We start from the raw sequence: 12,463 nt of genomic DNA on the forward strand, positions 1-12,463 counted from the left end.
CGATCCATAGGCGTGCAATAAAACGCAGCCTCAATGCAACCCATTATTGAATACACAGACAGAGGCAATCCTTCTGTCCGAATAAGTGACTACAGACCACTACGCCGTCATTGACCATCCACCGCACAACCTCCCAAACTGGGCGAGAAAAATGATGGCTACTCTTGCGGTACCGCCCAGGTCCGCACCCGTGAGCCGACAGCAGCCGACTGACGGTCGCCAGTACAAACCTGTCGTCCTACAACAGCACCCCAGCAGTACTGACGGCCGCACCCAACTGGCTTGGTAGATTGCAAGAAGCACCGGCATCGTCTCTGCCAGCGCACACACCCATTCAAGGAGCTCCCCCATGCCCCAAGACCAGTGGACCGCAAAGCGTGAACGCCAGTACGAACACATCAAGAAAAGCCTTAAAGAGCGCGGCAAGAGCACGGGAACGGCTGAAGAGATAGCGGCCCGCACGGTCAATAAAGAGCGCGCCCAGCACGGCGAGAGCAAGACCGCCAATGCCAAGACTCTGCACGACACCCCCGCACCGGTGCGCGGTGGCAAGCGGTCGCACCAGGGCGCGCAGGGACGTACGCGGGATCAGCTTTATGAAGAAGCCAAGCGCAAGGGCATCAAAGGCCGCTCGACCATGAACAAGGCAGCGCTGGAAAAGGCTGTCGGCCGCTGACCGCACGCGCGCATTGACGCGTGCCCTTCAGGATCAGCGCACGTTTTACTATCAATTTAACAGCTATCAGCGCACAACCAGTGGGCGGTAGCGGCCTAAATCCTCCGAGATCTACCCCTCGAACTGCGGATGCAGCTGCCGGATGCGGTTCATCGCCATCCCTGCCGCTGCCGTGCGTGTCTCCACCCCCAGCTTGGCGAACACGCGCTCCAGGTGTTTCTTCACGGTGGCGGGGCTGGCACCCAGGATGTCACCGATGTCGCGGTTGATCTTGCCCTTGACCACCCAGTACAGCACCTCGGCCTCGCGGGCGGTGAGCTTGAAGGACAGGCTCATGGATTCGATGATCTTCGCGTCCGACACCTCGCGCATCACGATGAGCCAGTCGCCGCCGCCCGCGCTGTCGCCAGCCTGCTGGTGCAGGCGGAAGGTGAGCCTGCGGGCCCCCTGCTCCACCGCCAGGCGCGGGGGCTCGGCGAGCGATGCGGCCAGCAGTTCTGCGGCGTTGTCGGCCAGCACGTGGCGGCGCAGCCAGGCCTGCACCGGCTCGGGTGCCCACTGGCCGAAGGCGGTGGGCGTGCCGTCCGGGCCCACTTCGCCGAAGTAGCTTTGCAGCAGTTCGCGCGCGAGCGGGGTCTGCCACACGATGCGGCCGTCCACCGCGCGCACGGTGATGCTGGCGTAGCCGAAGGCATCGAGCGCGTTGCGCGCCTCGCGGGCCTGGCGCGCGTCCTGGCGGGCCTTGCGGGCCGCGCCCAGGTGCACGCCCATGCGGGCCATCACCTCGCGCGGCTTGATGGGCTTGGTGACGTAGTCCACGCCACCGGCCTCCAACGCGGCGACCAGGTGCTCGGTCTCGGTCAGGCCGGTCATGAAGATGATGGGGATGTGCGCCGTGGCGGGCGACGCCTTGAGGCGCCGCGCCACCTCGAAGCCGTCCATGCCGGGCATCATCGCGTCCAGCAGCACGATGTCGGGCAAGGCCTGCGCCGCGCGCTGCAGCGCGGCCTCGCCGTGCATGGCCACCAGCACCGTGTAGCCCGACTCGTCGAGCGCATCGTGCAGCACGGCCAGATTGTCGGGCACGTCGTCCACGATCAGCACCACGTCGCTGTCGCTGCGGTCCAGCGCGGCGGCACCGGTGGCTGGCAGGCCGGGTGGGTAGGAAGGGGCGGTGGTCGTCATCATCGTTGTCGTCGTCGTGCTCACGAAGGGGCCCGTTCCAGGAGCTGGCCCATGGCGTCGAACTGGAATTCGCGGGCCATCTGCCGCAGGGTGTGAACGAAGGCCTGGTGCGCGGGCTGGCTGCGCTCGATCTCGTCCAGGGCGTTGAGAATGCCGCGGTAATAGCCCAGCGCCACGGCCTGCAGCAGCGGCGCAAGGGTGGCGGCGTCGGGATAAGTCAGCGGTTGGCCTGCCGCGCCAGCGGTGCTGGCGGGCCAGGTGGTGCCCACCGCGGCCACCGCGGTGTCGCCCTCATGCAGCCACTGCAGGGCCAGGCGGCGCTCCAGCCAGTCCAGCAGCTCGCTGTGGCGCACGGGCTTGACGATGAAGTCCTCGGGGCGGATGTCCACGTCGTTGTCCAGGGCCTTGTCAAAGGCGTTGGCGGACACGATGGCGCATTGGATGGGCTCCTTCGGCCGGGACAGCGGGCCTGGGCCTGGGCCTGCATCGGCGCCGACACTGCCCGCCGATGCCGCCCCGTCCGGCGGAGCGCGGTCCGCTGACGGTCGGCCATCTTGCACCTGCATCTGCCGCACGCGCCGCAGTGTTTCCCACCCGTCGATGCCGGGCATGGCCAGGTCCATGAAGATGGCATGGGGCCGGTAGCCGGTGGCCAACAGATCGAGGGCATCGTGTCCGCTCGCAGCCTGGCGCAGCTCGAAGCCCAGGGGCTCCAGCAGGTGCACCAGCAGCTCGCGGTCGGGCTCTTCGTTGTCCACCACCAGGATGCGGCGGCGCTCCCCCGTGTAGCCCACGCGCGCCTTGCGCAGCGGTGCCACGCGGCCATTGCCGGGTGCGGTGGCGGCCTTGCCCAGCGCTTCGGCATGCACCTCGGGCAGGAAGAGCTTGACGTGGAAGACCGAGCCCACGCCGGGCTGGCTGGTGACCGACATTTCGCCGCCCATCAGCACGGTGAGCATGCGGGCAATGGTGAGGCCCAGGCCCGCACCAGGCGCTGCGGACGGCCCGCTGCTGCCGCTGGAGCCGCCCCGGGCAAAGGGCTCGAAGATGCGCTCGATCTCTTCGGCCGTGAGGCCCGGCCCCGTGTCCTGCACCTCGATGCGCGCCATCTCGCGGGCGTACCGTACCCGCAGCGTGACGGTGCCTTGCGCGGTGAACTTGACGGCGTTGCCCAGCAGGTTGATGAGGATCTGGCGCAGGCGCTTGTCGTCGGCGCGCACCACTTCCGGGATCACGCCCTGCACGTCGAACACGAAGGCCAGGCCCTTGGCCGCGGCCTGCAGCTCGAACAGCGCGGCCATCTCGTGCAGGCCATCGGCAAAGCGCATGGGCGCAACGTCGAGCGTGAGCTTGCCGGACTCGATGCGCGCGATGTCGAGCGTGCCTTCGATGAGCGACAGCAAGTGCTCGCCGCCGCGGCGGATCACATGCACCGCCTGCTTGCGGTGCGGGGGCACGCCCGTGTCCTCGCCCATCAGCTGCGCATACCCCAGGATGGAGTTGAGTGGCGTGCGGATCTCGTGGCTGATGGCACTGATGTAGCGGCTCTTGGCCTGGTTGGCCTGGTCGGCGGCGCGCTGGGCCGCCTCGGCCACCTGGCGCGCCTGTTCGGCCACGCTGCGCGCGGTCTGCAGGGCCTCGTCGGTCTGGCGGTGCAGCTCGATCTCGCGCACCAACAGGCCGGTCTGGCGGTTGGATTCCTCCTGGGCCACCTGGCGGCTCTTGTGCGCCAGCACCAGCCACCAGGCCACGATGCCGGAGATGACCAGCAGGGCCAGATAGGCCTTGAGCAGGCCCGAGCGCAGGGCCACCTCGGGTGCGGCCTGCACCTCGGTATCGGTGAGGGCCTGCCCGATGGTGTTGAGCTCCTGGTGGTACAGCAGGCCCATGACCGATGCCAGCAGCGGCGCGATCACCAGCATCAGCAGCAGGAAGTGGCCCAGCCCCGTGTCCAGGTAGCGCCAGACAGTACGCGGCAGCACCCAGCGCAGCGCGGCGGACCACTGCACCGCCATGCTCGCGTGGGGCTTGCACAGGTCGCCGCAGCGCGCATCCAGCGTACAGCACAGCGAGCAGATGGCACCACGGTAGGCGGGGCACTGCGCCATGTCGGGCGCCTCGTACTCGCGCTCGCACACCACGCAGCGCTGCACCACCAGGCGCTGGTAGAGCCCCAGGTCGGCGGCGGTGGCGCCGGGCACGGGGCCCACCATCGGCACGGCCACGGGCTCGCTCTGGCGTGCAATGTAGTACTTGCCCCGCGTGGCCCACGCGATGAGCGGCGCGGCGACAAAGGCCACGGCCATGGCGATCACCGCAGAAAAAGCCTGCGGCAGCGGCCCGAAGAAGCCCAGGTGCGCGCTGATGGACACGACGGACGCCAGCGCCATCGAACCCACGCCCACCGGGTTGATGTCGTACAGGTGCGCGCGCTTGAATTCGATGCCCCGGGGCGACAGGCCCAGCGGCTTGTTGATGACGAGGTCGGCCACCACCGACATGATCCAGGCGATGGCGATGTTGGAGTAAAGCCCCAGCACCTCGCCCATGGCGCGGAACACGTTCATCTCCATCAGCATGAAGGCGATCAGCGTGTTGAACACCACCCACACCACCCGCCCCGGATGGCTGTGCGTGAGGCGGGAGAAGAAGTTGGACCACGCCAGCGACCCCGCGTAGGCATTGGTCACGTTGATCTTGAGCTGCGAGATCACCACGAACAGCGCCGTGGCCGCCACCGCCCAGCCGTAGTTCGGGAACACGTACTCATACGCGGCCAGGTACATCTGGTTGGGGTCGACCGCACGGTCCACCGGCACCATGTGGGTGAGCGCCAGGTAGGCCAGCAGCGCGCCGCCCAGCATCTTGAGCACCCCCAGCACCACCCAGCCCGGCCCGCCCACCAGCACGCCCAGCCACCAGCGGCCCCGCGTGGCCGGCGTGCTGGCGGGCATGAAGCGCAGGTAGTCGGCCTGCTCCCCCATCTGGGTGATGAGCGCAATGCCGACGGTGAGTGCCGCACCAAACAAGGGCAATTGAAAGCTGGCACCGCGCGCAAATTCACCACCGTAGTGCACAACACCCGCAAACGCACCAGGATCGCGCATCAACACGTAGCCGAACGGCACCACCAGCATCACCAGCCACAGCGGCTGCGTCCACATCTGCAGGCGGCTGATGGCTGACACGCCGTGCGTGACCAGCGGAATCACCACGATGGCGCAGATGAGGTAGCCCCAGGTGGGCGGAATGTCGAGCGCCAGCTCCAGCGCATAGGCCATGACAGCGGCCTCGAGCGCGAAGAAGATGAAGGTGAAGCTCGCGTAGATCAGCGACGTGAGCGTGGAACCGATGTACCCAAAGCCCGCGCCGCGCGTGAGCAGGTCCATGTCCACCCCGTAGCGCGCCGCATACACGCTGATGGGCAGCCCCGCCAGAAAGATGATCAGCCCCGTGGCCACGATGGCCCAGAACGCGTTGATGAAGCCGTACTGCACCAGCAGCGTGGCGCCCACGGCCTCCAGGATCAGGAATGACGCGGCCCCGAACGCCGTGTTGGCCACCCGCCACTCGGACCACTTGCGAAAGCGCTGGGGGGTGTAGCGTAGCGCGTAGTCCTCCATGGTCTCGGTGGCCACCCAGCTGTTGTAGTCGCGCCGGACCTTGACGACCTGCTGCGGAGCCTGCTGCGACGCCTGCGCGTCCCCATCCTGACCCGACGGCTGCACCGGCGCAGCGGCGGCAGGAGCAAGCGGGGAGGTGGGCAAGGGCATGGTGGTGGGGGGGCAGCAGGGACCGGAGGTGCAGTTTCCATGCCACAGCCCACCGCAGCGGGCACCGCCCCTGCGCCAGATGACGTATGGCGGGCACGGGGCTTGCTGCCTATGATGCAACGGCGTTCATCCGATCACGTCAGATCGCCCGGTCTGCCACACCACCGCCCCCTTCGGCTCGGCCCCCACCCGTTCGGGCTGAGCTTGTCGAAGCCCTGCGCGGCGCTTCGACAGGCTCAGCGTGAACGGAGGTGGTTTTTGATGCTTTGTGCAGAAACGATATGGAACTGACTCCTCGCGTTCGACCGCATCGCGGTCGCGCGAGCCAATGACCCCAGCTTTGAGTGAAACGATATGGAACTGACTCCTCGCGAAAAAGACAAGCTGCTGATCTTCACCGCTGCCCTGCTGGCCGAGCGCCGCAAGGCCCGGGGCCTGAAGCTCAACTACCCCGAGGCCATGGCACTGATCAGCGCCGCCGTGATGGAAGGTGCGCGCGACGGCAAGACCGTGGCGCAACTCATGAGCGAAGGCCGTACCGTGCTGACCCGCGCGGACGTGATGGACGGCATCGCCGAGATGATCCCGGACATCCAGGTCGAAGCCACCTTCCCTGACGGCACCAAGCTCGTCACCGTCCATCAGCCGATCGTCTGACCCCCTTCCCTCTTTGCCTCTTTGCCTCTTTGCCTCTTTGTCTCTTTGTCTCTGTGGAGCCCTCATGCGCATCGCACTCTCACACCGCCACACAGCCGCTCTCTTTTTCATGGCTGCCAGCGCAATCAGCACAGGCGCCAGCGCCCATACCGGTGCTGATTCCCATATCCACAACAGCTTTCTGAGCGGCTTTGCCCACCCCTTGTTCGGCATGGACCACCTGGCCGCCATGGTGGCCGTGGGCCTGTGGAGCGCCCTGGCCGCGCGCCGTGCCGGCCCCGAACTGCTGTGGGGCCCCGTGGGCTTTGCAGCACTGCTGCTGGCGGGCGCGGTGATGGGCTTGCAAGGCGTGGCACTGCCTGCCGTGGAGCCCATGATCGCCGCATCGCTGCTGGCCACCGGCCTGCTCGTGGTGTCGCGCCTGCGGGTGCCGGGCATCGTGGCGGCGCTGGGCGTGGGCGTGTTCGCCGTGTTCCATGGCGTGGCGCACGGCTACGAGCTGGCGGGCAGCGACAGCGCCTGGCAGACCCTGGCGGGCATGCTGGCAGCCACCGTGCTGCTGCACGGCGTGGGCCTGGCGGCGGGCTGGGCACTGCGCGAGCGCCATGTGTGGATGGCGCGGCTGGCTGGTGCCGGCGTGGCGGCCTTCGGCGGTGCGCTGCTGCTGCAGCAGGTGGCGTGATGGCGTCGACCCCCACACCCTGTGCTGAGCGCACAAGCCCCTCGCCCCTCGCGGGAGAGGGGTTGGGGAGAGGGGGCGCGAACGGCGCAGCACTCGCACCGAAGACCCCCTCTCCCCGGCCCTCTCCCGCAACGGGAGAGGGAGCAACCCCCTACCGTGGATAACTGAACGACCATGACCCCAGGCGAACTCCTCATCGACGCGGGCGAACACCTGCTCAACACCGGCCGCCGCACGCTGACCATCGTCGTGCGCAACACGGGCGACCGCCCCATCCAGGTGGGCTCGCACTACCACTTTGCCGAGACCAACGGCGCGCTGGGCTTCGACCGCGCCGCCGCGCAGGGCATGCGGCTGAACATCGCGTCGGGCACGGCCGTGCGCTTCGAGCCCGGCCAGGAGCGCACGGTGGAGCTGGTGGACTACGCAGGCGACCGCCGCGTGTTCGGCTTTCAGGGCCGGGTGCAGGGCGCGCTGTAGCCAGAGCCGGCCCATGCGCACCTGCATGCCTGCCCCGCCCGTTCAGGCTGAGCCTGTCGAATCCGGGGCATGCCGGTAGCAAAAATATTGACTAAAACAGCCGCTACCGCTTGATCCATAAGCGCTAGCAGCTATCAAAAGCATAGTAATCCAGTTTTCGCGGAGCACCCCACCATGGCAACCATTGGACGACGCGCCTACGCCGAGATGTTCGGCCCCACCGTGGGCGACCGCGTGCGCCTGGCCGACACCGAACTCATCCTGGAGGTGGAGGCCGACTACACCCTGCGCGCCGGCAGTTACGGCGAAGAGGTGAAGTTCGGCGGCGGCAAGACCATCCGCGACGGCATGGCGCAAAGCCAGCGCATGAACTCGCAAGGGGCTGTGGATACGGTGCTGACCAACGCCCTCATCGTCGACCACACCGGCATCGTCAAGGCCGACATCGGCCTGCGCGCGGGGCGCATCGCGGCCATCGGCAAGGCCGGCAACCCCGACACCCAGCCGGGCGTGGACATCATCATCGGCCCCGGCACCGAGGTCATCAGCTGCGAGGGCAACATCGTCACCGCGGGCGGCATCGACAGCCACATCCACTTCATCTGCCCGCAGCAGATCGACGAGGCCCTGGCCAGCGGCGTGACCACCATGCTGGGCGGCGGCACCGGCCCCGCCACGGGCACGCTGGCCACCACCTGCACCTCCGGCCCCTTCAACATGGAGCGCATGCTGCAGGCGGCCGACGCCTTCCCCATGAACCTGGGCTTCCTTGGCAAGGGCAACGCCAGCCTGCCCGACGCGCTGCACGAGCAGATCAGCGCGGGCGCCATCGGCCTCAAGCTGCATGAAGACTGGGGCACCACGCCTGCGGCCATCAGCAACTGCCTGGACGTGGCCGAGGCCACCGACACGCAGGTCGCCATCCACTCCGACACCCTCAACGAATCAGGCTTTGTGGAGAACACCATCGCGGCCGTGGGCGGGCGCGGCATCTGCGCCTTCCACACCGAAGGCGCGGGCGGCGGCCATGCCCCCGACATCCTGCGCGTGGTGGGCGAGGACAACTTCCTGCCATCGTCCACCAACCCCACCATGCCCTACACCCAGAACACGCTGGATGAGCATGTGGACATGCTCATGGTGTGCCACCACCTCGATGCCAGCATCGCCGAAGACCTGGCCTTTGCCGAAAGCCGCATCCGCAAGGAGACCATCGCCGCCGAAGACATCCTGCACGACCTGGGCGCCATCAGCATGATGTCCAGCGACAGCCAGGCCATGGGCCGCGTGGGCGAAGTCATCCTGCGCACCTGGCAGACCGCGCACAAGATGAAGGTGCAGCGCGGCTGGCTGGCCCCCTCCCCGATCGCCCTGAGCCCGTCGAAGGGCCCGGCTGAGCCTGTCGAAGCCCTTCAGCGCAACGACAACACGCGCATCAAGCGCTACGTGGCCAAATACACCATCAACCCCGCCATCGCCCACGGCATCAGCCACGAGGTGGGCTCGCTCGAAGTGGGCAAATGGGCCGACATCGTGATCTGGAAGCCCGCCTTCTTCGGCGTGAAGCCCGCGCTCATCCTGAAGGGCGGCATGATCGCCATGGCGGCGATGGGCGACCCGAACGCCTCCATCCCCACGCCGCAACCGGTGCACTACCGGCCCATGTTCGGCGCGTTCGGCGGGGCCATTGCCAAGACGTCGCTCACCTTCGTGTCGCAGGCGGGCTTGCATGCCGGCATCGGCGAGCGCTTCGGCCTGCGCAAGACGCTGTCCGCCGTGCACAACATCCGCGGCATCAGGAAGCGCGACATGGTGCACAACAGCTACACCCCGAAGATGGAAGTGGACGCCCAGACCTACACCGTGCGCGCCGACGGCCAGTTGCTGACCTGCGAGCCCGCCACCGTGCTGCCCATGGCGCAGCGCTACTTCCTGTTCTGAGGCCACGCCCCGTGAATGCCGTGCTGCAAGACCTGCACATCCGCCTGGACGACCTGAGCGACCCGCGCATCGAAGCCTTCATGCAGGAACACCTGCAGGACATGTACGCCACCTCGCCACCGGAGAGCGTGCACGCCCTGGACATGGACCAGCTGCGCCAGCGCGGGATCGCGTTCTGGTCGGCCTGGCTGCCGGATGCGGGCGGCGACGTGCTGGTGGGCACCGGCGCGCTCAAGCGGCTGGACGCCGCACATGCCGAACTCAAATCCATGCGCACCAGCGCCCACCACCGGGGCCGGGGCATCGCCCGCCAATTGCTGAACCACCTGCTGCAAGAGGCCCGCACACGCGGCCACACCCAGGTGAGCCTGGAGACCGGGCCGCAGCCCTTCTTTGCACCCGCGCGCAAGCTGTACTTTCAGCACGGCTTTGTCGAATGCGGCCCGTTTGCCGACTACCGCCTGGACCCGTACAGCTTCTTCATGACCCGCCCGCTGTAGTGGCTACGCACGCCGCCCCGCCACCATCCCGCCGGGCCACAATGCGCGTTTTGCCGCACGCCACAACGACACCCCTTCCATGATCCAAGCCTCCAAACTCATTCCCCAGGGCAAAGGCCTGGCCCCGGTCCTCATCAAGCGCGCCACCACCATCGAACTCGACTGGGACGTGCGCCAGAAAAGCCGCTTCGCCGCCACCGACTCCGCCGGGCGCGAGCTGGGCATCTTCCTGCCGCGCGGCACGCTGGTGCGCGGCGGCGACGTGCTGGTGGCCGAAGACGGCTCCATGGTCCGCGTCATCGCCGCGCCGCAGCCCGTGCTGGTCATCACGCACTGCACGCAGCACGGCACCCCGTTCGACCTGACCCGCGCCGCCTACCACCTGGGCAACCGGCACGTGCCCATCGAGCTGCAGCCCGACCACCTCAAGATCGAACCCGACCACGTGCTGGCCGACATGCTGCGCGCCATGCACCTCATCGTGAAGGCGCAGGACCTGCCCTTCGAGCCCGAAGGCGGCGCCTACGCTGCGGGGCATGGCGGCGGGCACCATCACCATGGCGGGCATAGGCATGAAGGCCATGACCACGATCATGACCATGCCCATGGGCACGATCAAGGACACAGCCACGCACAGGCAGCGTCGCCATCCCCGGCGCACGATCACGGCCACAGTCATGACCACAACCATCAGGCCGATCCATCGCAGCCCGCAGCCCCCGCCCGCGGCCGCACCGTGGCCATCCCCGTGGTGGCGCAGGCCCAGGGCCATGTGCACGGCCCGCACTGCAACCACGGACATGACCACTGATCATGGCCACAGTTTGCATCTGCATCTGCATCTGCACCTGCACCTGCACCCGCGCCTGCACCTTCCCTTCCGTTCGGGCTGAGCCTGTCGAAGCCAGGGCACCGCGCGCCGTGCGCCCTGCACCCACGCCTGCCCAACCGGACTCCTGAGCCCCTGCCCGTGCGCCCCGACCGCCCCGCTCCCCTGCCCGCCGCCAGCCTTCTGCAGCTCATCTGGCTTGCCTCGCCCGCGCTGCCGGTGGGCGGCTTCTCGTATTCCGAGGGCTTGGAAAGCGCCATTGAAAACGCCGGCATCGACAGCGAAGCCGCCGTCGGCGCATGGCTGCTGGACCAGCTGCACATCACCCAGGCCCGCGGCGACATGGCCCTGATCGCCAAGGCCGTGGGCGCCTGGCGGCGTGGCGACGGCGGCGACCTGGCCCATGTGCGTGAGCTCAACGACTGGGTGCTGCACACCCGCGAGACGAGCGAGCTGCGCCTGCAGACCGAGCAGATGGGCCGCTCCATGGCCGACTGGCTGCGCAACCAGCACCAGGGCGATGACCAGGTCATGCCCGCCGTGCAATGTCTGGCCGCCCTTCCTCCCACCTACCCCGTGGCCTTTGCACTGGCGGCATCCATGACACAAGCGCCCGTGCGCGACGTGCTGCTGGCCTACGCCTTCGGCTGGGCCGAGAACATGGTGCAGGCCGCGCTCAAATCCATGCAGCTGGGCCAAAGCGCCGGCCAGCGCATCCTGGCCCGCCTGGCCGACGCGATCCCTGCCGCCGCAGACCACGCCATCGGCCTGATGGACAGCGAACGCCAGGCTTTTTCCCCCATGCTCGCCATCCTGTCGGCCCAGCACGAAACCCAGTACTCACGCCTCTTCCGATCATGACCAACAGCACCAGTACCTCCAGCACCTCCGCCACCGCCCTGCACCACATCGCGAACCGCACCAAGCAGCTGCCGCCCCTGCGCGTGGGCATCGGCGGCCCGGTGGGCTCGGGCAAGACCACCCTGCTGGAGATGCTCTGCAAGGCCATGCGCGACGACTACGACCTGATCGCCATCACCAACGACATCTACACCAAGGAAGACCAGCGCCTGCTCACCGTGAGCGGCGCCCTGCCCGCCGAGCGCATCCTGGGTGTGGAGACCGGCGGCTGTCCGCACACCGCCATCCGTGAAGACTGCTCCATCAACCTCGAAGCCATCGACCGCATGCTGGGCGAGCACCCCAATGCCGACATCGTCTTCGTGGAAAGCGGCGGCGACAACCTGGCCGCGACCTTCAGCCCCGAGCTCAGCGACCTGACCATCTACGTCATCGACGTCGCCGCCGGCGAGAAGATCCCCCGCAAGGGCGGCCCCGGCATCACCAAGAGCGACCTGTTCATCATCAACAAGACCGACTTGGCCCCCCACGTGGGCGCCAACCTGGATGTGATGCACGCCGACACCACCCGCATGCGCACCACAGCCCAGGGCCTCAAGCCGTTCGTGATGACCAACCTCAAGACCCTGACGGGCGTGGCGGACGTGGTGAAGTTCATCGAGACGCGCGGCATGCTGAAAAAACAAGCACCCTCCGTCGGCTAGAATCCGCAGCTTCCGTGCCCGGAGACGTGGGTGAGCGGTTTAAACCAGCAGTCTTGAAAACTGCCGACGGGCAACCGTCCGTGAGTTCGAATCTCACCGTCTCCGCCAGAAGGCAAAAAATGTAAAAAAGCACCCTATGCCGGGTGCTTTTTTTGCCCGCGGCCGGGCTGTCACG

General features: G+C 67.5%; 11 protein-coding genes and 1 tRNA gene. 10 read left to right on the top strand and 2 right to left on the bottom strand.

Annotated elements, in window-relative coordinates:
• Window positions 1-349: 349 nt before the first annotated feature.
• On the top strand, window positions 350-676 hold the full coding sequence (locus ACSQ3D_RS02045) for a plasmid stabilization protein (protein ID WP_396503060.1): 327 nt from the start codon (window positions 350-352) through the stop codon (window positions 674-676).
• Window positions 677-787: 111 nt separating this feature from the next.
• On the opposite strand, the gene ACSQ3D_RS02050 is transcribed toward ACSQ3D_RS02045, so the two are convergent.
• Window positions 788-1,864, bottom strand: coding sequence for a response regulator (locus tag ACSQ3D_RS02050; RefSeq protein ID WP_396503061.1), 1,077 nt, complete (start codon window positions 1,862-1,864; stop codon window positions 788-790).
• A gap of 17 nt (window positions 1,865-1,881) precedes the next feature.
• Window positions 1,882-5,634 carry a hybrid sensor histidine kinase/response regulator gene (locus tag ACSQ3D_RS02055; protein ID WP_436125758.1) on the bottom strand — a complete coding sequence of 1,251 codons (3,753 nt, stop codon included), beginning with the start codon at window positions 5,632-5,634 and terminating at the stop codon, window positions 1,882-1,884.
• 354 nt (window positions 5,635-5,988) lie between these two features.
• Here ACSQ3D_RS02055 and ACSQ3D_RS02060 point away from each other — a divergent pair, with 354 nt between their 5' ends.
• The 9 genes from ACSQ3D_RS02060 to ACSQ3D_RS02100 all read left to right on the top strand — a co-directional run bounded on the left by ACSQ3D_RS02060 (window position 5,989) and on the right by ACSQ3D_RS02100 (window position 12,396).
• A complete protein-coding gene (locus tag ACSQ3D_RS02060; RefSeq protein WP_055399013.1) occupies window positions 5,989-6,291 on the top strand; it encodes an urease subunit gamma in 303 nt (100 codons plus the stop codon).
• A gap of 64 nt (window positions 6,292-6,355) precedes the next feature.
• Window positions 6,356-6,973, top strand: a complete 618-nt coding sequence (locus ACSQ3D_RS02065; protein WP_436125759.1) for a HupE/UreJ family protein — start codon at window positions 6,356-6,358, stop codon at window positions 6,971-6,973.
• 174 nt (window positions 6,974-7,147) lie between these two features.
• Window positions 7,148-7,453: an urease subunit beta gene (locus tag ACSQ3D_RS02070; protein ID WP_056415719.1), complete on the top strand. Its 306-nt coding sequence runs from the start codon at window positions 7,148-7,150 to the stop codon at window positions 7,451-7,453.
• Window positions 7,454-7,627: 174 nt separating this feature from the next.
• Complete coding sequence (gene ureC, locus ACSQ3D_RS02075; RefSeq protein ID WP_436125760.1) at window positions 7,628-9,394, top strand: urease subunit alpha; 1,767 nt, start codon at window positions 7,628-7,630, stop codon at window positions 9,392-9,394.
• 11 nt (window positions 9,395-9,405) lie between these two features.
• A complete protein-coding gene (locus tag ACSQ3D_RS02080; RefSeq protein ID WP_436125761.1) occupies window positions 9,406-9,894 on the top strand; it encodes a GNAT family N-acetyltransferase in 489 nt (162 codons plus the stop codon).
• Window positions 9,895-9,973: 79 nt separating this feature from the next.
• Entirely contained in the window at window positions 9,974-10,705 is a 732-nt protein-coding gene (gene ureE / locus ACSQ3D_RS02085; protein ID WP_436125762.1) for an urease accessory protein UreE, read from the top strand.
• A gap of 159 nt (window positions 10,706-10,864) precedes the next feature.
• Window positions 10,865-11,584, top strand: a complete 720-nt coding sequence (locus ACSQ3D_RS02090; RefSeq protein WP_436125763.1) for an urease accessory protein UreF — start codon at window positions 10,865-10,867, stop codon at window positions 11,582-11,584.
• The gene (gene ureG / locus ACSQ3D_RS02095) at window positions 11,581-12,288 is read left to right on the top strand and encodes an urease accessory protein UreG (RefSeq protein WP_396503068.1); all 708 of its coding nucleotides are present in this window, start codon (window positions 11,581-11,583) and stop codon (window positions 12,286-12,288) included. The genes ACSQ3D_RS02090 and ureG overlap by 4 nt, the downstream gene beginning before the upstream one ends.
• A 20-nt stretch (window positions 12,289-12,308) precedes the next feature.
• Window positions 12,309-12,396: transfer RNA gene (locus ACSQ3D_RS02100), tRNA-Ser, on the top strand.
• Window positions 12,397-12,463 lie beyond the last annotated feature (67 nt).

Source organism: Acidovorax sp. LjRoot117, assembly GCF_964252695.1.
In the GTDB taxonomy this organism is placed as follows: Bacteria; Pseudomonadota; Gammaproteobacteria; order Burkholderiales; family Burkholderiaceae_C; genus Acidovorax.